This is a genomic window from Escherichia sp. MOD1-EC6162, assembly GCF_002965125.1.
GTDB classification, from domain to species: Bacteria; Pseudomonadota; Gammaproteobacteria; order Enterobacterales; family Enterobacteriaceae; genus Escherichia; species Escherichia marmotae.
Genome location: NZ_PTSB01000008.1, coordinates 116909 through 141284 on the forward strand (window position 1 = coordinate 116909; position 24376 = coordinate 141284).

20 protein-coding genes are annotated in these 24376 nt (G+C 52.0%); 8 read left to right on the plus strand and 12 right to left on the minus strand.

What is annotated here, in order from left to right; all coding sequences use genetic code 11:
• Positions 1 to 38: 38 nt before the first annotated feature.
• Entirely contained in the window at positions 39 to 1073 is a 1035-nt protein-coding gene (locus A9587_RS09220) for a LacI family DNA-binding transcriptional regulator (RefSeq protein ID WP_001129779.1), read from the minus strand.
• Between the two features lie 254 nt (positions 1074 to 1327).
• On the opposite strand from A9587_RS09220, the gene A9587_RS09225 reads away from it, so the two are divergent.
• The 5 genes from A9587_RS09225 (at position 1328) to A9587_RS09245 (ending at position 8287) form a co-directional block, all read left to right on the plus strand.
• A complete protein-coding gene (locus A9587_RS09225) occupies positions 1328 to 2899 on the plus strand; it encodes an acyl CoA:acetate/3-ketoacid CoA transferase (RefSeq protein WP_000337274.1) in 1572 nt (523 codons plus the stop codon).
• On the plus strand, positions 2892 to 3671 hold the full coding sequence (locus tag A9587_RS09230) for an enoyl-CoA hydratase/isomerase family protein (protein ID WP_105263470.1): 780 nt from the start codon (positions 2892 to 2894) through the stop codon (positions 3669 to 3671). The genes A9587_RS09225 and A9587_RS09230 overlap by 8 nt, the downstream gene beginning before the upstream one ends.
• Positions 3672 to 3760: 89 nt before the next feature.
• Positions 3761 to 5161 (plus strand): MFS transporter, encoded by a 1401-nt coding sequence (locus A9587_RS09235; RefSeq protein WP_001183245.1) that lies wholly within the window; start codon positions 3761 to 3763, stop codon positions 5159 to 5161.
• Complete coding sequence (locus A9587_RS09240; protein ID WP_000149523.1) at positions 5151 to 7220, plus strand: FAD-dependent oxidoreductase; 2070 nt, start codon at positions 5151 to 5153, stop codon at positions 7218 to 7220. Before A9587_RS09235 ends, A9587_RS09240 begins: the two co-directional genes overlap by 11 nt.
• A gap of 83 nt (positions 7221 to 7303) precedes the next feature.
• The gene (locus tag A9587_RS09245; protein ID WP_000235536.1) at positions 7304 to 8287 is read left to right on the plus strand and encodes a quinone oxidoreductase; all 984 of its coding nucleotides are present in this window, start codon (positions 7304 to 7306) and stop codon (positions 8285 to 8287) included.
• 163 nt (positions 8288 to 8450) lie between these two features.
• On the opposite strand, the gene pspG is transcribed toward A9587_RS09245, so the two are convergent.
• A complete protein-coding gene (pspG, locus tag A9587_RS09250) occupies positions 8451 to 8693 on the minus strand; it encodes an envelope stress response protein PspG (RefSeq protein ID WP_000891405.1) in 243 nt (80 codons plus the stop codon).
• A gap of 135 nt (positions 8694 to 8828) precedes the next feature.
• The gene (dusA, locus tag A9587_RS09255; protein ID WP_001272039.1) at positions 8829 to 9824 is read right to left on the minus strand and encodes a tRNA dihydrouridine(20/20a) synthase DusA; all 996 of its coding nucleotides are present in this window, start codon (positions 9822 to 9824) and stop codon (positions 8829 to 8831) included.
• Between the two features lie 153 nt (positions 9825 to 9977).
• On the opposite strand from dusA, the gene zur reads away from it, so the two are divergent.
• Positions 9978 to 10493, plus strand: a complete 516-nt coding sequence (gene zur, locus A9587_RS09260; protein WP_000416265.1) for a zinc uptake transcriptional repressor Zur — start codon at positions 9978 to 9980, stop codon at positions 10491 to 10493.
• A 41-nt stretch (positions 10494 to 10534) separates the two neighbouring features.
• Here zur and A9587_RS09265 read toward each other — a convergent pair whose 3' ends face one another.
• The 4 genes from A9587_RS09265 to dgkA all read right to left on the minus strand — a co-directional run bounded on the left by A9587_RS09265 (position 10535) and on the right by dgkA (position 13344).
• Positions 10535 to 10744 (minus strand): CsbD family protein, encoded by a 210-nt coding sequence (locus tag A9587_RS09265; RefSeq protein ID WP_001030602.1) that lies wholly within the window; start codon positions 10742 to 10744, stop codon positions 10535 to 10537.
• Positions 10745 to 10859: 115 nt separating this feature from the next.
• A complete protein-coding gene (dinF, locus tag A9587_RS09270; RefSeq protein ID WP_123057481.1) occupies positions 10860 to 12185 on the minus strand; it encodes an MATE family efflux transporter DinF in 1326 nt (441 codons plus the stop codon).
• A gap of 72 nt (positions 12186 to 12257) precedes the next feature.
• Positions 12258 to 12866, minus strand: coding sequence for a transcriptional repressor LexA (lexA, locus tag A9587_RS09275; protein ID WP_000646076.1), 609 nt, complete (start codon positions 12864 to 12866; stop codon positions 12258 to 12260).
• A 109-nt stretch (positions 12867 to 12975) separates the two neighbouring features.
• On the minus strand, positions 12976 to 13344 hold the full coding sequence (gene dgkA, locus A9587_RS09280) for a diacylglycerol kinase (protein ID WP_000002905.1): 369 nt from the start codon (positions 13342 to 13344) through the stop codon (positions 12976 to 12978).
• Between the two features lie 170 nt (positions 13345 to 13514).
• Between dgkA and plsB the strand changes: the two genes are divergently transcribed.
• Positions 13515 to 15938 (plus strand): glycerol-3-phosphate 1-O-acyltransferase PlsB, encoded by a 2424-nt coding sequence (gene plsB / locus A9587_RS09285; RefSeq protein ID WP_001517568.1) that lies wholly within the window; start codon positions 13515 to 13517, stop codon positions 15936 to 15938.
• A 212-nt stretch (positions 15939 to 16150) separates the two neighbouring features.
• On the opposite strand, the gene ubiA is transcribed toward plsB, so the two are convergent.
• From ubiA to malK, 5 genes are all read right to left on the minus strand, one after another.
• The gene (gene ubiA, locus A9587_RS09290; RefSeq protein ID WP_000455236.1) at positions 16151 to 17023 is read right to left on the minus strand and encodes a 4-hydroxybenzoate octaprenyltransferase; all 873 of its coding nucleotides are present in this window, start codon (positions 17021 to 17023) and stop codon (positions 16151 to 16153) included.
• A gap of 12 nt (positions 17024 to 17035) precedes the next feature.
• Positions 17036 to 17533 (minus strand): chorismate lyase, encoded by a 498-nt coding sequence (gene ubiC / locus A9587_RS09295; RefSeq protein WP_000019214.1) that lies wholly within the window; start codon positions 17531 to 17533, stop codon positions 17036 to 17038.
• A 178-nt stretch (positions 17534 to 17711) separates the two neighbouring features.
• Positions 17712 to 18632 (minus strand): maltose operon protein MalM, encoded by a 921-nt coding sequence (gene malM, locus A9587_RS09305; protein ID WP_105263472.1) that lies wholly within the window; start codon positions 18630 to 18632, stop codon positions 17712 to 17714.
• Between the two features lie 1152 nt (positions 18633 to 19784).
• A complete protein-coding gene (gene lamB, locus A9587_RS09310; protein ID WP_001517566.1) occupies positions 19785 to 21125 on the minus strand; it encodes a maltoporin LamB in 1341 nt (446 codons plus the stop codon).
• Between the two features lie 71 nt (positions 21126 to 21196).
• Positions 21197 to 22312, minus strand: a complete 1116-nt coding sequence (gene malK, locus A9587_RS09315; protein WP_105264051.1) for a maltose/maltodextrin ABC transporter ATP-binding protein MalK — start codon at positions 22310 to 22312, stop codon at positions 21197 to 21199.
• Positions 22313 to 22676: 364 nt separating this feature from the next.
• On the opposite strand from malK, the gene malE reads away from it, so the two are divergent.
• Entirely contained in the window at positions 22677 to 23867 is a 1191-nt protein-coding gene (gene malE / locus A9587_RS09325; RefSeq protein ID WP_000695404.1) for a maltose/maltodextrin ABC transporter substrate-binding protein MalE, read from the plus strand.
• Positions 23868 to 24376 lie beyond the last annotated feature (509 nt).

A 24376-nucleotide genomic window follows, 5' to 3' on the forward strand; every position in this document is an offset into this window, starting at 1 on the left:
AAGAGAGTATAGCGAGAAACGGTTTCTCGCTACAGCATTTAACGCCCCTGCTTTCCGGTGGAAGCGCGAATTTGCAGGGTTGGGCGATAAACGTAATGGCTGAGCGGCGCATCAGGTTGCGCGATACGCCGTAGAATTTGCTGCGCCGCTTGTTTCCCCAGCGCCAGTGGTTCTACCGCAATGGTGGTTAACGGCGGGTTACTGTAAGCGCAAGCCGCCACGCCGTCATTACCAATCAGCGAAATATCTTTTCCGGCAAGCACCCCTCTTTCGCCTAACGCCGATTCCGCGCCAAAAGCCATGAGATCGTTATAACAAATTACTGCTGTCGGTGGCGAAGGCATATCTAACAGTTGTTGCATCAACTGGTAGCCGTTGGCCTGAGTCGGTTCAGCACGCAGCGAAAAAGCATCAGTACTCCACGGTTGTAAACCATGATGGTTCATCGCCTCCAGATATCCCTGATAACGCATATGGTGCGTAAGCCCCCCAATAAACACGATGTCCCGGTGTCCTTGTTGAATGAGATATTCCGTAGCTTCCCGGACACCTGCGTGGCTGTCCACGCCAACGTAATCGACGGGCAATTGTTGCCAGTCAAGAGGGCGCATCGTGATTAATAAGGGTGTGGAACTGTTGGCATAACGCTGTAAATCGGCTTCTGAGGTGCTGTTTACTGGACAGAGGACAATGCCCGCGACGTGGTGTTCCAGCAAGGTATCAAGTACCTGTTTTTGCCGATCGCTACGCTGGGAGGTATTGGACATTACGGTGATAAAACCGTGCTCCGCCAGCGTCATCTCAAGGCCCATTGTAAATTCAGCGAAGAAAGGGTTGGTCAAATCATCAATCACCACGCCGATAGTCAGTGATTTTTGCGAACGTAAATTGGCGGCAAAACGGTTATAGACATAGCCTAATTGCTCAATGGCTTGTTGGACTTTTTGTTGAGTCTCTTTTTTGATCAACGGACTGTCGTTGAGTACCAGCGACACGGTCGATTTCGAAACGCCAGCCGCACGTGCAACATCGGTTAATGTTACCCGCTTTCTTCCTGTATCCGACTTCGCCATGACTACTCCAATCCCCCATAAGATCAAGGCATTTACTTTATCATAATCTCCTTTTGCTCATGCGATCCGTTACCCCCGGGATCGCAGGAGATCGTCGTTTCGATCACAGATTCACACTTCGCTTATTGTTTTTTTTGCACACCAATCGTACAAATTACGCATAAATTAGATCGTTCCAATTAATTTATAATCACTATTACATTGTTATACATGCATATTTTTAATTATTTTTATATCGAAATAAGGAAATTATTATGTGCTCTGTACGCACGATCACTGCATCGGAAGCTGCAGATTTGATTGCTGATGGCGCAGTTGTCACCGTCTCCTCCTCCAGTGGAATGGGTTGCCCGGATGTCGTGCTGGCGGCAATAGGTGAACGCTTTCAACGTGCCGGACATCCGCAAAACATCACTACCATCCACCCTATCGCTGCAGGTGATATGTATGGCGTAAAAGGTGTCGATCATCTGGCGCAACCGGGCTTACTGGCAAAAGTGATCGCAGGCTCCTACCCCTCCGGGCCATCATCAATGACGCCTCCGTTAATCTGGCAAATGATCAATGACAACGCGATCCCCGCCTGGAATCTGCCTTCCGGGATCTTATTTGATATGCACCGGGAAGCCGCGGCTCATCGCCCTGGCGTGCTGACACAAACAGGTATGGATACTTATGTAGATCCCCTGTTGCAGGGCGGTGCAATGAATGAAAAAGCGGCGCAACAATCTCTGGTTGAACGTGTTCGATTTGCTAACGACGACTGGCTGTTTTTCCCCAGTATCGTGCCCCAGGTGGCTATAATTCGCGCTACTACTGCCGATGAACGCGGCAATCTGACTTATGAACATGAAGGGGCTTATCTTGGGCCACTGGAACAAGCCACCGCCGTTCGCAATAACGGTGGAATCGTAATTGCGCAAGTAAAACGGCAGGTTGCTGCCGGAAGCCTGAAACCAAAAGAGGTGCGTATTCCTGGTGTATTGGTGGATTACATCGTAATTGCACCGGAACAAACACAAACCACGCAAACGCAATACGAACCTGCTATTTCCGGCGAAATCAGTCGTCCGCTGTCAGACTTTAGTTATATGGAACATAGCCCGGCGCGGGTTATTGCCCAGCGAGTCGCGCAAGAACTACAACGTGGTGATGCGGTAAATATTGGCTTTGGTATTTCTGCCAACGTGCCGCGTATTTTGCTGGAACAAGGTCGCCACGGTGACGTCACCTGGCTGCTGGAACAAGGGGCGATTGGCGGAGTTCCACTGCTGGAATTTCAGTTCGGCTGCGCTTCTAATGCGGAAGCATTTTTGCCCTCTCCCCAGCAATTCACCTATTTCCAGGGCGGTGGCTTTGATCTCACTCTGATGTCATTTTTACAAATCGGCGCAGATGGCTCAGTAAACGTCTCGCATCTGCCCGCTCGTCCACATGTGACTGCCGGATGCGGTGGTTTTATTGATATCACTTCACATGCGAAGCGGATTATTTTCTCTGGCTTTTTCAATGCGGGTGCACAGCTACAACTGGAAGATGGCCAACTACGTATCATTAAAGAAGGCAAAGCCAAAAAACTGGTGCAAGAAGTCGCCCACGTGACGTTCTCTGGCAAACGCGCGATGGCGCGAGGTCAACAAGTGCAATACATCACTGAACGCTGCGTGTTGGAATTAACACCAGACGGGTTACTGGTCACGGAAATTGCCCCGGGTATTGAGCCTGAACGCGACATTCTCTCCCAAAGCGATGCCCCACTCCGTCTGGCAGACGATCTCAAGTTAATGAATCCCCTCTATTTTCAACAAGGAAGTGACCATGAGTAACGGCACCATTGACCTCCTGCGCAACGATTTCGTTGCCACACTGGTGATTAACCGCCCGGCGAAACTCAACGCATTAACTCCGGAGATGCTTGAACAGCTACTGACACATTGCCATACGCTGGAAACTGATTCGGAGATCCGCGTGGTACTACTGACCAGTGCCAGTGAAAAAGCATTTTGTGTCGGCGCGGATATTCATCACTGGTCCTCTCTTTCTGCGCTCGATATGTGGCGCAACTGGATCCGTCGCGGTCATCAGGCATTTGACGCACTGGCACAACTGCCACAGCCCGTAATTGCTCTGATGCACGGCCTCGCCTATGGCGGTGGCCTGGAACTGGCTGCTACCGCCGATATCCGTATTTGTAGCGACGAAGCACGGATGGCGCTACCAGAAACCGGGCTGGCGACCGTGCCTGGCTGGTCAGGTACTCAGCGGCTGACGGCACTGATTGGGCGCTCACTGGTGAAAGAATTGATATTTACGGGCGAACCACTGGATGCGCAACGTGCACTGTCCTGCGGACTGGTAAATCGTGTTGTCGCCAGAGAAGCGTTACACGATGCCGGGCAGCAACTGGCACAACGTATCGCCCAGCGCGCTCCCATTGCTGTGCAGCTAGCCAAACAGGTTATTGATGCCGGTGAAGGTATTGCCGTGGCCTCAACGCTTGAAGCACTGGCTGGCGCTTTTTCCTCCACTACTCAAGATGCTCGTGAAGGCAGTCAGGCATTTGCCGAGAAGCGTCAACCGAACTTTAGCGCCCGATAACTTAACGTTTCATTTTGGATTTTAACAACAACGCAGAATCCCATTGATTTTGGGCGGATCTCTTTTATCCGTCTGAAAGGAGATACATCATGCAACCTACACAACTAGCTGAAAAAACGAATGTTTCATCAGCAGATCTGCGTCGCGCGGCGTGGACCTGCTCTCTCGGCAGCGCACTGGAATACTACGATTTCGCACTTTACAGCCTGGCCTCCGCCATTATTTTTGGGCCACTCTTTTTTCCTAATCAGGAACCGGGAATGGCGCTTATCGCCAGTTTTGGTACTTACTTTCTCGGGTTTGCCGTCAGACCGGTAGGCGGCATTCTCTTCGGCTCATTAGGTGATCGTCTGGGACGTAAATTTGTCCTGCTCGCAACGGTGTTGTTAATGGGGATCGCCAGCACGTTGATTGGGGTTTTACCCACCTACGAAACAGCAGGGATCTGGGCACCGATCATGCTTATCGCATTACGCCTGTTACAAGGGCTTGGCGCGGGTGCGGAACAGGCTGGAGCGGCTGTACTGATGACCGAATATGCCCCCAACGGCAAACGGGGTTATTACGCTGCGCTGCCGTTCCTTGGTATTCAGATTGGTACGTTTATGGCATCTGCCGTTTACTTCATCCTGCTCCACAATGTGACAAATCTTGCCGAAACCTGGTGGTGGCGTCTGCCCTTCCTCTCCAGCGTGGTGATTATCGCGGTGGCCATTTATATTCGTCTGCATCTTAAAGAGTCACCGTCATTCGCCAAACTTGAAGCTCGCCAACAAGTTACAGAATCACCTTTACGCAATTTGCTGAAAACGTCACGCCGCAACGTCTTCGTGGGGATTGGTTTGCGCCTGGCAGAAAACGGCGGCTCTTCGATTTATCAGGCTTTAGCTATTAGCTATATCGTTGGTGTGGTTGGGCTGGATAAATCGGTCGGCACACTGTGTCTAATGTCCGCGGTGGTGGTAGGCGCAATTATGGTGCCCGTTGCTGGTTGGCTGACAGACCGCTTCGGTAGGGTTATTGTCTATCGCAGCCTGGCAATTTTTCAGCTATTGATCACCTTTCCGGTATGGTGGTCTTTCAGCCACGGCAATGTTCCGGTCACGATTGTCTCTCTTTCTCTGGCGTTGGGTGTTGGGGCATGGGGGATGTTCGGCGCTCAGGGCGCTTTCCTGCCGGAATTGTTTGGTGCCCGCCATCGTTATATTGGCGTAGCACTGGCAAGGGAAGTTTCTGCAGTTATCGCGGGTGGGATCGCCCCGCTGGTTGGCTCAGCCATCATCTCCTGGGTAATTCACACCAACGATCCAAGCGGTATTGCCGCCTGGATGCCAATTGCGATTTACCTCAGTCTGTTGACCGTTGGCACGATCATTGCGACCTTTTTTGCGCCAGAAACACGCGATCGTGATCTTGATGATCTGGCCGATGCAAGCGTGATCACCGTCTCCCGACGCAATCAAACTACGGGGTCATACTATGACGCATAATGTCTCTGAATCCATTATCGATTCCCTGATAGACGTGAAAATGCCCCATTACGCACCGCTGGCTCAGACCAGCGGGTATATCGACCTCAACGGTTCACTATTGCCAGAGTACCTTTGCAACACTCTGGTTTTGGGAAGCGGTGCCGCCGGGTGGCGTGCCGCAGTTGAGCTCAAGCGACAGAATGTCGATGTGATGGTAGCCTCCAGCAAAGCCTTCTGGGGCACTTCCGCCTGTTCTGGTTCTGATAAACAAACGCTTCACACCGCCAATACTCGTGCAAATGGTGACCATTTTCTGGCATTAAGTGACTCTCTGGCGGCGGGTGGTTCGATGGATTATGACACTGCATATGTTGAGGCCGTCGGATCAGTGAACACCTGTGAAGTACTGAAATATCTGGGTCTGGATCTGCCAGAAGATCTCTTTGGCGCAACGTTGCGTTATCAAACCGATCACGATGAGTTTGGCCGCGCAACCAGTTGCGGCCCACGCACATCGCGCCTGATGGTTAAGGTGCTGGCTCAGGAGGCAATGCGCCTTAATATCCCTCTTTGCGATCACACAACAGCGATTCGTATCCTGACCAGTGATGAAGGAGAAAATAGACGAGTCGCAGGGGTGATCGCAATCGATAAAGCCTGTCGGGATAATCCCTGGCGAATGGTAGTGATTCGCTGCCAACATCTGGTTTTAGCCACGGGGGGGCCTGGTGAACTTTATCGTGACAGTGTCTATCCGGTGAACTGCTTTAGTGCGTTGGGCATGGCACTGGAAGCAGGTATAACCCTGGTGAATCTTACGGAAAGTCAGTTTGGTATCGGTACACCGCGCAGCCAGTTTCCGTGGAATCTTTCCGGTACTTACATGCAAGCAATGCCGCGCATCTACTCGCAGGACCACTCCGGACGTCAGTATAATTTTCTGGCAGCTTATTACCCCACGACTCGTATGCTGGCCTCCGCTATATTTCGCAAAGGTTACCAATGGCCGTTTCACGCGGAACGAATGCTGGACTATGGCTCCAGCCTGCTAGATGTCGCGGTATATGAGGAGACACAAAAAGGGCGCGATGTTTTCCTCGATTTTCTGCAGGAACCGGCCCCCGCAGCGGACGGAACGCCATTCAACCTGCAGGAACTGGATGATGATGTCATCGGCTATCTGCAAGAAAATCACGCTCTGTTGGCGCAACCACTGGCGCGATTAACACAGATGAATCCACTGGCTCTTCGTTTGTATCAGATGCATGGTCATGACCTGACTGCCTCACCACTAAAATTTACGTTAAACAATCAACATCTTAATGGCGGAATTGATGTTGATATTTGGGGGCGTACCTCGCTAATTGGTTGTTATGCTGTCGGAGAAAATGCCGGAACACATGGTGTCACGCGCCCTGGTGGATCAGCGCTCAATGCCGGGCAAGTTTTTGCCCGCCGCTGTGCATTGCATATTGCTCATCAGAAAAGCCAAAACCTCCCTCTCGAGAGGCAACAAATTCTCAGTACGATTAACGAGGCGCAACAGTACCTGAATCAAGGACTGCTGCGCGACGACGTGCGAGAAGCGATACAAAATACCATGAGCCACCATGCCGCAATTTTGTGTCATACACAGGAGATCAACGCTGCCGCGCAAACCATAGCAACACTCTGTGAAGATATTCGCCGGGAAGGTATTCAAAGCGATGAAAACAGCCTCGCCCAATCTTTCCAGTGGCGGCAAAGTGCGCAACTGGCGCTGGCGGTACTACGCTCTTTACAATGCTATATCGAAAACGGTGGAGGAAGTCGTGGTGCCAGAGCGATCTATGATGGTGAAGCCGGTATCGCACCGCAAACACCCGGTGGGCCACTCCTGACCTGGCGTTTTCGGCCTGAAAATCAGGATGCCCGGCAATTTATGATTTGTGTTTGTCTGGATGCTAATAGTTACCAAACCTGGACTCGCCCGTGCCGTGAGCGAGGCGTATTAACGCTAACCAACTTTGAGCACCAGTGGCAAAACTGGATTTTGGCGACGCTGTTTCATACTGACCAGAGATATTCCGGGTTGTGACCGCAGACCGGAAAAAATCCCCGCGTGGCCTGGCGACTACTGTTAGGCTTAAAACAGATATGTCGCTCAGTAAAGGAGTTTAAATGGCAACGCGCATCGAATTTCACAAGCATGGTGGCCCGGAAGTACTGCAAGCCGTGGAGTTTACTCCTGCCGATCCAGCAGAGAATGAAATCCAGGTCGAAAATAAAGCGATTGGCATCAATTTTATCGACACGTATATCCGCAGCGGCCTTTATCCGCCGCCATCACTGCCCAGTGGATTAGGCACCGAAGCGGCTGGCATAGTAAGTAAAGTCGGCAGTAGTGTGAAACATATTAAAGCAGGCGATCGCGTGGTCTATGCGCAGGCGGCATTAGGGGCTTACAGTTCTGTGCATAACGTCAATGCTGATAAAGCAGCGATTCTGCCAGCAGCGATCTCTTTTGAGCAAGCTGCCGCCTCGTTCCTGAAAGGCTTAACGGTTTATTATCTGCTGCGTAAAACCTATGAAATCAAACCTGACGAGCAATTCCTGTTTCATGCCGCGGCGGGTGGTGTGGGCCTGATAGCCTGTCAGTGGGCGAAAGCCTTAGGGGCGAAACTTATTGGCACCGTGAGCACCGCGCAAAAAGCACAAAGTGCCATAAAAGCCGGGGCATGGCAGGTGATTAACTATCGCGACGAAAATCTGGTCGAGCGATTAAAAGAGATCACCGACGGCAAGAAAGTGCGCGTGGTATACGATTCCGTAGGCAAAGATACCTGGGAACGGTCGCTGGATTGTCTGCAACGTCGCGGTTTAATGGTCAGTTTTGGCAACTCATCAGGCGCGGTTACCGGTGTGAACTTAGGCATTCTCAATCAGAAAGGCTCGCTGTATGTGACGCGCCCTTCCTTGCAAGGCTATATCACCACGCGGGATGAGTTAACCGAAGCCAGTAATGAACTGTTTTCATTAATTGCCAGCGGCGTGATTAAGGTCGATGTCGCGGAGCAACAAAAATATCCGCTGAAGGATGCGCGGCGCGCGCATGAGATTCTGGAAAGCCGGGCAACGCAGGGTTCCAGTCTACTGATCCCATAAAGAAATTGGGCTTCCACTTGGGAAGCCCTTTCTTTTATAGTTCGGCTGTATGTAGGGTACAGCTCGATGAATTTGTTTGACGCGCAATAGTGACAGATTTGATTATCAATTCCTATTTTGTTCTAAGGATAAAACCTTAGGTTGTGATCATCCGCACAATCCCTTAGTAACGCCAGCGGTCATAGCGCTGATATTTCGGCACTTTTGGTGCTTTAATCGTCTTGATTACCCACACTACTGCAATCGCCAACAGCAGCCACGGCAACAACTTGATCATCAATGCCAGCATACCGCCGAGGAACATAATGGCCGTCGCCACAACCAGCGCGGCGATAATACCCAGCAACGAAACACCAGTGACCATCAACATGACAAAAAAGCCAATAACGAAAAGTAGTTCCAGCATGATGTTCTCCCAAAAATGAAATCTCTTGCTGCCATTACAAGAATCATGCCAAAAACTAATATATTGATTTATCAAAGAAAACGCCCCGCGACCGTGCGCAGGGCGTAGTGAATTTGACTACTTTATGGTGAAAAATTAACGCTTGTCCGCCACCAGTTTGAGCGCGTGTTCCAGCACGTTAATATCGGCACCTGCTTTATGGGCATTTTCACTTAAATAACGCCGCCACTGCCGCGCGCCAGGGATCCCCTGGAACAACCCCAACATATGGCGGGTGATATGACCGAGATACGTACCCTGGCTAAGCTCGCGTTCAATGTACGGATACATGGCTCGTACCACCGCCACCGGATCGGCATCGGTATCCGAGGAACCAAAAATCTCACGATCCACCGCCGCCAGAATGCCGGGGTTTTGATACGCCTCGCGCCCGACCATCACACCATCCATATGTTGCAAATGCGCTTTAGCCTCTTCCAGTGACTTAATACCACCGTTAATCGACATCGTCAGATGCGGGAAATCACGCTTCAGTTGATAGACGCGCGGGTAATCGAGCGGCGGGATTTCACGGTTTTCTTTCGGACTTAAACCAGAAAGCCAGGCTTTACGCGCGTGGATGATAAACATCTCGCATTCACCTTTGCCGGAAACAGTGTTGATGAAATCACAGAGAAATTCATAACTGTCCTGATCATCAATGCCAATACGCGTTTTCACCGTCACCGGAATCGACACCACATCGCGCATCGCTTTCACGCAGTCGGCTACCAATTGCGCATTGCCCATCAGGCACGCGCCAAACATCCCGTTCTGCACCCGGTCAGATGGGCAGCCAACATTCAGGTTGATCTCATCGTATCCGCGCGCTTGTGCCAGCTTCGCACATTGCGCCAGCGCCGCCGGATCGCTTCCACCCAACTGCAACGCCACCGGATGCTCTTCTTCACTGTACGCCAGGTAATCACCTTTACCGTGAATAATCGCCCCGGTGGTCACCATTTCGGTATAGAGCAACGTATTGCGGGAAAGCAGACGCAGGAAATAGCGGCAGTGTCTGTCCGTCCAGTCGAGCATAGGAGCAATCGAGAAACGGTGTGCGGGATAAGCGGTTTGTGATTCTGCTGACATGGCGATTTTTTAAGCATCCGGTGAATTTGGGGCGCTACTATAGCATAACGAATATGCGATCAGGCAATGTGACAGCTATGTCCCCTGTTCTCGGCGTTTAAGTGAGAACTATGGTAAAGTAAGGACATTCTTAACCCCACTTTGAGGTGCCCAATGGAAAAGACCACAACGCAGGAGTTATTAGCGCAGGCTGAGAAACTCTGTGCGCAGCGAAATGTGCGCCTGACCCCGCAGCGCCTGGAAGTGTTGCGTTTGATGAGTCTGCAGGAAGGGGCAATCAGCGCCTACGATCTGCTTGATTTGCTGCGTGAAGCCGAGCCGCAAGCCAAGCCGCCAACGGTTTATCGCGCACTAGATTTTCTGCTTGAGCAGGGTTTTGTACATAAGGTGGAATCCACCAACAGCTATGTGCTCTGCCACCTGTTTGATCAACCAACTCATACCTCCGCAATGTTTATTTGCGATCGCTGCGGCGCAGTGAAAGAAGAGTGTGCGGAAGGTGTAGAAGACATCATGCATACACTGGCGGCAAAAATGGGTTTTGCCCTGCGGCATAATGTGATTGAAGCGCACGGATTATGTGCAGCGTGCGTGGAAGTAGAAGCGTGTCGCCATCATGATCAGTGCCAGCATGACCACTCTGTACAGGTGAAAAAGAAACCACGTTAAGAGGGCGTACGTCCTTGTACACATCGGGCAGGAGGGATTAATTACCAGCGGTAATCATGGCGTTTTTCCCAGCTATCAACCTCTTTCTCTGCCTGATCTTTCTGGTAACCGTAACGTTCCTGGATTTTACCCACTAACTGGTCACGTTTACCTTCAATGACCGTCATATCATCATCGGTCAGTTTTCCCCATTGCTCTTTCACTTTACCTTTGAACTGTTTCCAGTTACCGCCGACTTCGTCTTTATTCATATTCAAGTCCTCATCGTTAGGTGGTGAATGAGAGTACGCTCGCTTTTCTTCTGAACGTGGGATTAAGTGTAGTCAGGAATTTGGCTCAGGATTATTTATTCAGAATTTTTAACCATCACGTTTCAGCAAACCAGGTTCCATTGCGCCAGTGACGCCGCCAGATAGCCGCCAGAGAAAGCCCGCGCAGAGCCAGAAAGACGGTTAATGCCAACCACAACCCATGATTACCCAACCACGGCAATGTGAGTAACGTAAGTGCAAAACCTGCCGCTGCCACTGCCATGCTGTTTCGCATTTCGGCGGCGCGCGTTGCGCCAATAAACATGCCATCCAGCAGATAACACCAGACTCCCACCAGCGGCAAAATGACCTGCCAGATAAGGTAACGATCGGCCAGATTCTGAATTTGGGTTAACGAGGTCAGCAACGTGATAATGTGTTCCCCTGCCAGCAGATAAACTACAGAAAACAACAGTGCCACGACACCTGACTGGCGGCACGCTGCGCGCCAGATATCCAGCAATTGACTACCGTCACGCGCGCCATACGCCTGACCAGAATGCGCTTCAACGGCGTAGGCAAAGCCATCCAACGCATAGGCGGTGAAGGTGAGTAACGTCATCAGAACCGCGTTAACAGCGATAATATCGCTCCCCAGCCGCGCGCCAATAACCGTTATTGCGCCAAAGCAGAGTTGCAACAGCAATGAGCGAAGCATGATGTCGCGGTTAAGCGCCAGTAAGCGACGGAAGTTTCCTCGCCAGGCTGTTTTCAGCATTTCGCCGGAGATACCGCGCAGTTTGAGGATTTTACGTACCATGAGCAGACCAATCAGCAACGTCGCATATTCTGCAACAACCGTCGCCAGCGCTGCGCCCTGCACGTTCATATGCAGTCCCATCACCAGCCAGATATCCAGCACAATGTTGAGGATATTGCCAACCACTAACAAAATCACTGGCGCACGGGCATATTGCACACCGAGCAACCAGCCAAGCAGCACCAGATTCGCCAGCGACGCCGGGGCGCTTAGCCAACGGATTTCAAGAAAGCGCCGCGCCTGTTCCAGCACTGCTTCGCTACCGCCAACAATATGCAGCGCCAGATCGATAATCGGCGTACGCAGTAGAGCAATCAACGCCCCAGCCCCCAACGCCAACAGCAACGGCTGCACCAGCGCCCGCGCTAATGCCTGAGGATTTTGAGCACCAAAAGCCTGTGCAGTAAGCCCGGTAGTACTCATACGCAAAAACAGCAACAGCATAAAGAGAAAGCTGGTCGCCGTTGCACCAACCGCCACGCCGCCCAGATAAACCGGACTATCAAGATGACCAATAACCGCCGTATCAACCAACCCCAGCAAGGGAACGGTAATATTGGAGAAGATCATGGGTAAGGCGAGATGCCAGAGCGCTTTATCAGATGAAGTGAGGAATGCCATGCCGACAAGCCTGATGAAGAGAGATGAAAAACAAACCGCGACGCCAGGCGGCATCGCGGTATCAGAGATATATTACAGCCAGTCGCCGTTGCGAATAACCCCAACTGCCAGCCCTTCAATAGTGAAGCTCTGCTGACGAAGGTCAACGACAATTGGTTTAAACTCACTGTTTTCTGGCAGCAGTTCGACTTTATTACCCTGCTTTTTCAGACGTTTAACGGTAACTTCGTCATCAATACGCGCGACAACGACCTGACCATTACGTACATCCTGGGTTTTATGCACTGCCAGCAGATCGCCATCCATAATGCCGATATCTTTCATCGACATCCCGCTGACGCGCAGCAGGAAATCGGCATTCGGTTTGAACAGGGAAGGATCGACCTGATAATGACCTTCAATATGCTGTTGCGCCAGAAGCGGTTCACCAGCAGCCACACGGCCTACCAGCGGCAGCCCTTCTTCCTCTTCATGCAACAGACGGATCCCGCGCGATGCGCCGGAAACAATTTCAATAACGCCTTTGCGTGCCAGCGCCTTCAGATGTTCTTCAGCCGCATTTGGGGAACGGAACCCCAAACGCTGCGCGATTTCCGCACGCGTCGGCGGCATACCTGTCTGGCTGATGTGATCACGAATGAGATCAAACACCTCTTGCTGCCTGGCCGTTAACGCTTTCATTCCGCCCCCTGGGTGTATATACAGTTATGCTGTGAGTATATACAGCAAAAGGTGATTTTGGAACCATAAACTGCACAATAAACCAGAGATTTATCGAATTCTGGAAGGGTTATCCAAAATGCGACCATAACAGGATGCACCAGGTAATCACTGCGACGATAATCGCGATCAACACCGCCGCGGACCCCATATCTTTCGCTCGCCCGGAAAGCTCATGGTATTCGGAGCCAATACGGTCAACTACGGCCTCGATGGCGCTATTGAGAATTTCTACGATCATGACCAACATGACGGAGCTAATAAGCAGTACGCGGGTTATCGCGTCCACATCCAGCCAGCAGGCGATGATCACCGCCAACAATACCGCAACGCCTTCCTGACGGAATGCCGCTTCGTTGATCCATGCTGCGCGTAACCCTTTCCAGGAATAGCCAGCAGCTTTGATAATTCGAGTGAATCCAGTGGTATTATTGGCCATTGAAAGAACCTTTTTACATTATGAGCGTCAATATCAGTGTACCGTTAAATCCGATGACTCGGGTTTGCATAACGCCGCGCGAAACATGAGCGGATACCACAGAATTTCCCATGACTTTCTGCTATCCTTGCCGCGCATTTGCATTATTAACCAGAGGCTTTACATCGTTTATGTCCGGCTGGCCACGAATTTACTACAAATTACTGAATTTACCATTAAGCATCCTGGTAAAAAGCAAGTCTATTCCGGCAGATCCTGCCCCGGAACTGGGACTCGATACCTCTCGTCCAATTATGTACGTTTTACCGTACAACTCAAAAGCGGATTTGCTGACGTTGCGCGCCCAGTGTCTGGCACATGATCTGCCCGACCCATTAGAGCCGCTGGAGATCGACGGCACGCTGCTGCCACGCTATGTGTTTATTCACGGCGGGCCGCGTGTTTTCACCTATTACACGCCAAAAGAAGAATCCATTAAGCTGTTCCACGATTATCTCGACCTGCACCGCAGCAACCCGAATCTGGATGTGCAGATGGTGCCGGTATCGGTGATGTTTGGTCGTGCACCGGGGCGCGAAAAAGGCGAAGTAAACCCACCGTTGCGTATACTCAACGGCGTGCAGAAATTTTTCGCCGTACTGTGGCTTGGTCGCGACAGTTTTGTGCGTTTCTCGCCGTCAGTTTCGCTGCGTCGCATGGCTGATGAACACGGCACGGATAAAATTATCGCCCAGAAACTGGCGCGCGTGGCACGTATGCACTTTGCCCGCCAGCGCCTTGCTGCCGTGGGTCCACGCCTGCCTGCCCGTCAGGACTTGTTCAATAAGCTACTTGCCTCCCGCGCCATTGCCAAAGCGGTAGAAGATGAAGCCCGCAGCAAAAAAATCTCCCATGAAAAAGCGCAGCAAAACGCTATTGCGCTGATGGAAGAGATTGCGGCGAACTTCTCTTACGAGATGATCCGCCTGACTGACCGTATTCTGGGCTTCACCTGGAACCGGCTTTATCAGGGCATCAACGTCCATAACGCCGAGCGCGTTCGCCAGTTGGCCCACGACGGTCATGAGCTGGTATATGTGCCTTGCCATCGCAGTCACATGGACTACCTGCTGCTCTCTTACGTGCTTTATCACCAGGGGCTGGTGCCGCCGCATATCGCCGCTGGGATCAACCTGAACTTCTGGCCTGCCGGGCCGATTTTCCGCCGTCTGGGTGCGTTCTTTATTCGCCGTACGTTTAAAGGCAATAAACTCTACTCCACAGTTTTCCGCGAATATCTCGGTGAACTGTTCAGCCGTGGTTATTCCGTTGAGTACTTTGTGGAGGGTGGGCGTTCGCGAACGGGGCGTCTGCTTGATCCAAAAACCGGCACCCTGTCGATGACCATTCAGGCGATGCTGCGTGGCGGTACACGCCCGATTACGCTGATTCCGATCTACATCGGTTATGAGCACGTCATGGAAGTGGGGACTTACGCCAAAGAACTGCGCGGCGCGACGAAAGAGAAAGAGAGCCTGCCACAGATGCTGCGCGGCTTAAGCAAACTGCGTAATCTTGGACAGGGCTATGTCAACTTCGGTGAACCAATGCCGTTGATGACCTATCTCAACCAGCATGTGCCGGACTGGCGCGAATCAATCGACCCCATCGAAGCGGTGCGTCCAGCCTGGTTAACGCCGACGGTGAATAACATTGCCGCCGATCTGATGGTACGCATTAACAACGCAGGGGCGGCAAACGCCATGAACCTGTGCTGTACTGCGCTTCTGGCGTCACGTCAGCGCTCACTCACCCGCGAGCAGTTAACCGAGCAACTCAACTGTTATCTCGATTTGATGCGCAACGTGCCTTACTCCGCGGATTCAACGGTGCCTTCAGCCAGCGCCAGTGAGCTTATCGATCACGCGCTGCAGATGAACAAGTTTGAAGTCGAGAAAGACACCATCGGTGACATCATCATTCTGCCGCGTGAGCAAGCGGTGCTGATGACCTACTATCGCAACAATATTGCGCATATGTTGGTTCTGCCTTCACTGATGGCGGCAATTGTAACGCAGCATCGCCACATCTCCCGCGACGTATTGATGGAGCACGTCAATGTGCTGTATCCAATGCTGAAAGCAGAGCTGTTCCTACGCTGGGATCGCGACGAATTACCGGGTGTGATTGATGCGCTGGCGAATGAGATGCAACGTCAGGGGCTGATTACGCTGCAAGATGATGAATTGCATATCAACCCGGCGCATTCCCGCACGCTTCAGTTGCTTGCCGCAGGTGCGCGCGAAACGCTGCAACGTTATGCCATCACTTTCTGGCTGCTGAGCGCCAACCCGTCAATCAACCGCGGTACGCTGGAAAAAGAGAGCCGCACCGTGGCACAACGTCTCTCTGTGCTACACGGCATCAACGCACCGGAGTTCTTCGACAAAGCGGTGTTCAGTTCTCTGGTGCTGACGCTGCGTGATGAAGGGTATATCAGCGACAGCGGCGACGCCGAACCGGCAGAGACGATGAAGGTGTACCAGTTGCTGGCGGAGTTGATTACATCCGATGTGCGTTTGACGATTGAGAGTGCGACGCAGGGCGAAGGGTAATTGGTGAGCGTTGCCGGATGCGGCGAAACCGCCTTATCTGGCCTACCATGACCTGCAAATTCAATAAATTGCGATGTGTTATGTAGAGCTGATAAGCGCAGCGCATCAGGCAGCTTTTCACAGAAAAAAGCCGGATAATGGACTGCCCCCCAAAAGTTGGACACCCAACTGATTAAGGTGCAGTCCATAATCATCCGACTTTTTTTACATCATCAGAAATGCCAGTAACTCATTGCCAGCCCTAAAAATAGTACCAGGCCAACATAGTTATTATTCATAAACGCTTTAAAGCAGGCTTCACGCTCGCGGTTGGCAATCAGTTTTTGTTGATAAACAAACAGCGCGCCCGCTACCAGAATTGACCAGTAATATCCCCAGCCTAAGCCATTTAACTCGCCAATAATCGCCATCAGTACCAGTACGCCGACCTGCAAAATGCCGATAATCAACTTATCGTATTGACCAAACAAGATTGCCGTGGACTTAATGCCAATCTTTACGTCGTCGTCACGGTCAACCATCGCGTACTGAGTATCGTAAGCCACCGCCCAGAGAATATTGGCGAGGAACATCAGCCAGCAGCTTAACGGTACTGACTCACTCACTGCGGCAAAAGCCATTGGAATCGACCAGCCAAACGCCGCGCCCAGCACCACTTGCGGTAGATGGGTATAACGTTTCATAAATGGGTAAACCCATGCCAGCACCAGCGCAGCAATCGACAACAGAATGGTCATCGTATTCAGCGTCAGCACCAGTAAGAACGAAATTAGCACCAGCACCACAAACAGTGTGCGCGCCTCTTTCTCAGTCACCGCGCCACTGGGAAGCGGTCGGTTTGCCGTGCGCTTAACATGACCGTCAAACTTACGGTCAGCATAGTCATTCACTACACAACCGGCGGCGCGCATTAGCCAGACGCCAGCAACAAACACCGCCAGGATCCAGAGCTGGGGAACACCTGGTGTCGCCACCCATAGCGCCCACAAAGTTGGCCAGAGCAGCAGTAACGCGCCAATTGGCTTATCCGTACGCATTAAGCGGTGAAACGCCAGCAGCTTATTTTGCGTCAGACTCCACTCCATATTTTTTTCCTCTTAGTACAACGGTGATGCCGGTAAAAACAGTTCGGTCAGCAGCAGCGGCTTACCGCTTAATCGCAGGCGGGAACGTCGTCCCCACAGTCCGGCATCACGGCCTATCTCAATAAAGTCACGGGTTAATGTCGATGATGTGAACAGATAGCGCCCTAACGGCGTTTTACCCAATTTTTGTAACGCCAGCTCAGGGCCACTTAACGTTGACACAGGAACGACGGTACGCCCGGCAAGCCAGGGTTCACCATCAGCACATAACAAAATTTCACGTAACCAGTAACGAGACTCTTTCGGCAGCAGCGGCAATTCTTCGGGGATTTCATTCTGCTCGACAAACCCTTCGCGGATCATCGTCACACTCACCGTTTTTCCCTGCTGTTCAAAACGTTTGGTCATGGAATCTTCCAGCAACAACCAGTCAAGCAGTTGCGGTTCCAGCGCAGGGATCTCTGCAAAATAGCGCAGCGCACGCAGTTGCGTTAACGCGGGGTGTGACATGCCGAACTCTCCGTTACATAACGTAAAGGCATTGTATCGCAGAAAAGCGTTAACGGGAGATGTAAAGCATATTAAGTGATCTAATACGCAACAATAACGCAACAATCACCAAGGGAGAGAAAAAAAGGTGCATCAGAAGACGCACCAGTTGTTGCAAAATCAGCACTGTGGGGCGTAATTACCCCTTGCCTTTTACACTGCTGATAAAGGTGGAACGGGCAGATGTCGATCCCAGACGTTCAGCTTCATCAAGCAGTTTTAACGCCTTATCAACATCACCTTTCGCGACAGCGTTTTTGATCGCGGTATTAAAATAACTTTCCGTGTCGTTGAGCATAGGTTCGCTTTTCTTCGCTGACACTGGAGCAGTCGCAGCTACGGCTGGCGCTGCCGTGTTGCCTACCGTAACCGGAGCAGGAGCGGAAGAACCAAACAGCGGCCCTACCAACACGCTGGAGCTGGAGTTGGTCTTCACTTTCAGCTTCAGCAAGCCATCAGTGGTATGACGGGCAACCGGATCTGGAATATCCGGCACCGAGTTACCAACGCCTTTGGCATAGGCTTTTGCCGGGTCGAGCAGTTGGGTCGTCTGCTGGAGATCTTTTTCAGTGGTAAAGACCAGAACATAAAGTTTTTGCTGCCCCAGTGCTGGCGTCAGGCGCATAACCCCTTCCAGGCGATCGGCACTCATGACGCCGGGTTCCTGATAGGTGAAATAACTGCTGGGGAAGAAGGCCGATGGCGTCATGTTTTGATCAAGAATCAGCACATTCGGCGCAAATACGCTGGTTTGTTTGTTCACTTCACTGGTCAGCGTCAGAGTAAGCTCGCCAATATTGGCCGGAACGCTGTATGCGGCAACCGGGCCACTGATACCAGGGATGTTCAGTTGTTGGCCGCCGGTCGCCAGTTGGGTCGTCTGAGTCTTAGATTGGTCGACCGGTGTCCAGGTTAATTGTTGCAGCGCGGCAGATGGAATGGCTGGCGCGTCGCTGGTGTTTTGCGGTACGTAGTTGACGTTGGCCAGGCTGATTCCAGGCGCACTCGCCAGCACCCCTGCTGATAAACAGAGGGCGATGAGACTTTTATTCATTTTCATTGTTTTCACCTCAAAATCTGGAGTTCAGCGGTGGCCAGGCAATAGCGCGCTAAACCCGATAAACAGAGGGGCTTACGCCCTTTATAGATAATGACAACCTGTTTTTATGCCGGATGCGGTGCAAGCACCTTATCCGGCCTACATTCGGCTGCGGTTGTAGGCCTGATAAGACACGACAGCGTCGCATCAGGCATTGGTTGCCGGATGCGGTGCAAGCACCTTATCCGGCCTACATTCGACAGCGGTTGTAGGCCTGATAAGACGCGACAGCGTCGCATCAGGCATTGGTTGCCGGATGCGGTGCAAGCACCTTATCCGGCCTACATTCGGCTGCGGTTGTAGGCCTGATAAGACGCGACAGCGTCGCATCAGGCGTTGGTTGCCGGATGCGGTGCAAGCACCTTATCCGGCCTACATTCGACAGCGGTTGTAGGCCTGATAAGACGCGACAGCGTCGCATCAGGCGTTGGTTACCGGATGCGGTGCAAGCACTTTATCCGGCCTACATTCGGCAGCGGTTGTAGGCCTGATAAGACACGACAGCGTCGCATCAGGCATTGGTTGCCGGATGCGGTGCAAGCACTTTATCCGGCCTACATTCGGCAGCGGTTGTAGGCCTGATAAGACACGACAGCGTCGCATCAGGCATTGGTTGCCGGATGCGGTGCAAGCACTTTATCCGGCCTACATTCGGCAGCGGTTGTAGGCCTGATAAGACGCGACAGCGTCGCATCAGGCGTTGGTTGCCGGATGCGGTGCAAACACTTTATCCGGCCTACATTCGGCAGCGGTTGTAGGCCTGATAAGACACGACAGCGTCGCATCAGGCGTTGGTTGCCGGATGCGGTGCAAGCACCTTATCCGGCCTACATTCGACAGCGGTTGTAGGCCTGATAAGACGCGACAGCGTCGCATCAGGCGTTGGTTGCCGGATGCGGTGCAAGCACCTTATCCGGCCTACATTCGACAGCGGTTGTAGGCCTGATAAGACGCGACAGCGTCGCATCAGGCATTGGTTGCCGGATGCGGTGCAAGCACCTTATCCGGCCTACATTCGGCAGCGGTTGTAGGCCTGATAAGACGCGACAGCGTCGCATCAGGCGTTGGTTGCCGGATGCGGCGTAAACGCCTTATCCGGCCCAGGTTTTGCTATTACCACCAGATTTCCATCTGGGCACCGAAGGTCCACTCATCGCTATCGCCACGACCGAAACTACCGCCTTCGAAGTTCGCCGGAACAGCTTTGCCGTAGTTCGGGTTAGAAGAGGAACTACCGTTGTAGTCATAACCCCATTTCTCATCCCACTTGGCGTAGGTTGCGAAGACACGAATAGCCGGGCGTGACCAGATGCTGTCGCCAGCCTGCCATTGTTGTGCGAGGGTGATTTTGTACTGGTTGTTCTTGTCGCCAGTGCGCTGGGATTCGACGTTGTCGTAGCCGATCTCCATCAAGGTACTCATGATAGGCGTCCACTTGTACATCGGGCGAATACCGACGGTCCACCATTTGGTGCCGTTGTCGTTATCCCAGTTGATGTCCTGATACATACCCACGTACATCATGTCCCAATTGTCACCCATAGAAATCGCACCGTGATCCAGGATACGCAGCAGGTGACCGTTGTTGTTGATGTTGTAAGCAAAGTGTTCGTTATCAAATGCGACGCCAGACCCTTGCGACAGCCCTTTGCCCTGTGAGGTCATAGAGTCTGTTGCGTACTGAACAACAAACTTGTTAAAGCCTTTCAGGATGCTCTGGGTATGCTCGGCAGTGAACATCCAGCCATCTTTCGATGCGCCATCAACCAGACGATAGTTATCACGCAGGTTGGCACGACCGTAGTCGACACCCAGCTCTAAGGTTCCGCCCGGGTTAATTTCCATCTGCGCTAAACGCACGTCAAAGACGTCGTTCGCAGTTTCGTTGGTATAGTCATAAATATTGTTGCTGGCGAAAGAGGAAGAACCGCCCGCTTCAGAAGAACGCGTTGCTGCCAGGGAAAGTTTACCGAAACCAACGTCGATGTTTTCCAGACCGGCACCAGGACCAGAAATATCCCAGTAGTAGAAGTCGATCATATGAACGTCATGACGCTGATAGAAACGCTTACCAGCCCAAATGGTGGCACCTGGCAGCCATTCAATCAGGTTTTTCCCCTGCACATTCGCTTCACGGAAAGCCGGATCGGTGGCCTCCCAGTCATTCTGTTGTGCTACGGAATAGGCCACGTTAGTGTCGAAATAGAAGCTCTTATCGCCCTCTTTCCACACTTCCTGACCCAATTTTAATTCAGCATAAGTTTCACATTCGTTGCCAAGACGGTATTTACTTTGAGCGCCAGTGGTCTGGAAACACTGTTGTTCACCGCCGCTCCCTGTCCAGCCGATACCGGAACGAGCGTAACCGTGGAAATCCACAGCCATTGCCTGAGCAGACATTACGCCCGCTGCGACGGCAACCGCCAGAGGAAGTTTGCGCAGAGTAATCATCATTCTATCTCCTGAGTCATTGCTTTTCTTTTTTCACATCACCTGTCACAGGCTCTGTGTCTTTTGTAGGATGCTTAAACGCCCGGTTCCTGATGCAGTCGACGACATGCAGTGCCATCCTCACGGAACAGATGGCAACGCTCTGGCGGCAGGCCGATAGCGAATGTGGCACCTTCTTCTACCAACACCACGTCAGACTGGCGGTACACCAGGTTTTGACGAATAGAAGAGATCTGGATATGAATTTGCGTTTCGTTGCCAAGCTGTTCGACCACCTGAACCTCACCCTCAAGGATGACGTCAGCGATATCGCTTGGCAGTAAATGTTCCGGGCGAATGCCCAGCGACATGTTGGCACCGACCTGAACATCGCGGCTTTCAACCGGAAGCCAGACTTGCTGGAGGTTTGGCATCGGCAGCTCAACCTGGACCTGATCGATTGCGGTAGCGGTTACTTTCACCGGCAGGAAGTTCATCTTCGGTGAACCAATAAAACCGGCGACAAAGCGGTCTGCCGGATAGTGATACAGTTCAAGAGGCTTCCCGACTTGCGCCACGCGACCGGCATCCAGCACCACGATTTTGTCGGCCAGCGTCATCGCTTCGACCTGATCGTGAGTGACGTAAATCATTGTGCGACCCAACCGTTTATGCAGACGGGAAATTTCGATACGCATCTGTACGCGCAGCGCTGCATCGAGGTTGGAAAGTGGTTCATCGAGTAAAAACACGCTTGGCTCGGCCACCAACGTACGACCAATCGCCACACGTTGACGCTGGCCACCAGAGAGCGCCTTCGGTTTGCGATCCAGCAAGTGCGCCAGTTGCAGCACTTCCGCTACCTGGTTAACACGCTGGTTGATGACCTCTTTCTTTGCGCCTGCTAATTTCAGGCCAAACGACATATTTTCTGCCACAGACAGATGGGGATAGAGCGCATAGGACTGGAACACCATGCCGACGCCGCGTTCTGCTGGCGGGGTGTCGTTCATTCGTTTTTCATCGATGAACAGGTCGCCGCTGGTGATCGTCTCAAGACCGGCAATCATGCGCAGTAAAGTGGATTTACCGCAGCCAGATGGTCCGACAAACACCACGAACTCACCTTCGTGGATGTCGAGATTGATATCTTTCGATACCACCACATCCCCCCAGGCCTTCGTTACATTTTGTAGCTGTACGCTCGCCATGCCCTTCTCCCTTCGTTACAACCTGTCATCGACAGCAACATTCATGATGCAGTGACTATGCGTCATCGGAAGATGGCTTAAATCCTCCACCCCCTGGCTTTTTTATGGGGGAGGAGGCGGGAGGATGAGAAGATGGTGTCTGCATACTAATCCGAGGAGAAGTAAGGAAATTCGTGATATTGCTTGCAAAAAACATGGCAATTTTGTGTGCGCCTCCCCGCAATACTGCTATTTCTGCGACGCAGATCACACAAAGCGAGGGTGGGGCGTAGGGGCAAGGAGGATGGAAAGAGGTTGCCGTATAAAGAAACTAGAGTCCGTTCAGGCGTTTTCACAAGCACTTCACCAACAAGGACCAGAGATTATGAAAATAAAAACAGGTGCACGCATCCTCGCATTATCTGTTTTAACGACGATGATGTTTTCCGCCTCGGCTCTCGCCAAAATCGAAGAAGGTAAACTGGTAATCTGGATCAACGGCGATAAAGGCTACAACGGCCTCGCAGAAGTGGGTAAGAAATTCGAGAAAGATACCGGAATTAAAGTTACCGTTGAGCATCCAGATAAGTTGGAAGAGAAATTCCCCCAGGTTGCGGCAACTGGCGATGGTCCGGACATTATTTTCTGGGCGCACGACCGCTTTGGCGGCTATGCCCAATCTGGTCTGTTGGCTGAAATCTCCCCAGACAAAGCGTTACAGGACAAACTGTATCCTTTCACCTGGGATGCTGTTCGTTATAACGGCAAACTGATTGCTTATCCGATCGCAGTTGAAGCGTTATCGCTGATTTATAACAAAGACCTGCTGCCGAACCCACCGAAAACCTGGGAAGAAATCCCGGCTCTGGATAAAGAACTGAAAGCGAAAGGTAAGAGCGCGCTGATGTTCAACCTGCAAGAACCGTACTTCACCTGGCCACTGATTGCCGCCGACGGTGGTTATGCGTTCAAGTATGAAAACGATAAATACAACGTGAAAGACGTTGGTGTGGATAACGCTGGCGCGAAAGCGGGTCTGACCTTCCTGGTTGATCTGGTTAAAAACAAACACATGAATGCGGATACTGATTACTCCATCGCAGAGGCAGCCTTTAACAAAGGTGAAACTGCGATGACCATCAACGGTCCGTGGGCATGGTCCAACATCGATACCAGCAAAGTGAACTACGGCGTGACGCTGCTGCCGACCTTCAAGGGACAACCTTCCAAACCATTCGTTGGTGTTCTGAGTGCAGGCATTAACGCTGCCAGCCCGAACAAAGAACTGGCGAAAGAGTTCCTCGAAAACTACCTGCTGACCGACGAAGGTCTGGAAGCGGTAAATAAAGATAAACCGCTGGGTGCCGTGGCGCTGAAGTCTTACCAGGATCAGTTGGCGAAAGATCAACGCATTGCCGCCACCATGGATAACGCCAAAAACGGCGAAATCATGCCGAACATCCCGCAGATGTCCGCCTTCTGGTATGCCGTGCGTACCGCAGTGATCAACGCTGCCAGCGGTCGCCAAACTGTTGATGCCGCGCTGAAAGATGCACAGGGTCGTATCACCAAGTAATGCCGTTAAATGCCGGATGCGGCGTGAACGCCTTATCCGGCCTACGAAACCGAAACCTATGTAGGCCTGATAAGACGCCTCAGCGTCGCATCAGGCGGTTGTTGCCGGATGCGGCGTAAACGCCTTATCCGGCCTACGAAAACGAAACCTATGTAGGCCTGATAAGACGCCTCAGCGTCGCATCAGGCGGTTGTTGCCGGATGCGGCGTGAACGCCTTATCCGGCCTACGAAGCCGAAGCGTATGTAGGCCTGATAAGACGCCTCAGCGTCGCATCAGGCAGTTGTTGCCGGATGTGGCGTGAACGCCTTATCCGGCCTACGAAAACGAAACCTATGTAGGCCTGATAAGACGCCTCAGCGTCGCATCAGGCAGTTGTTGTCGGATGCGGCGTAAACGCCTTATCCGACCGAAAAAACGAAACCTATGTAGGCCTGATAAGACGCCTCAGCGTCGCATCAGGCGGTTGTTGCCGGATGCGGCGTGAGCGCCTTATCCGACCGAAAAAAC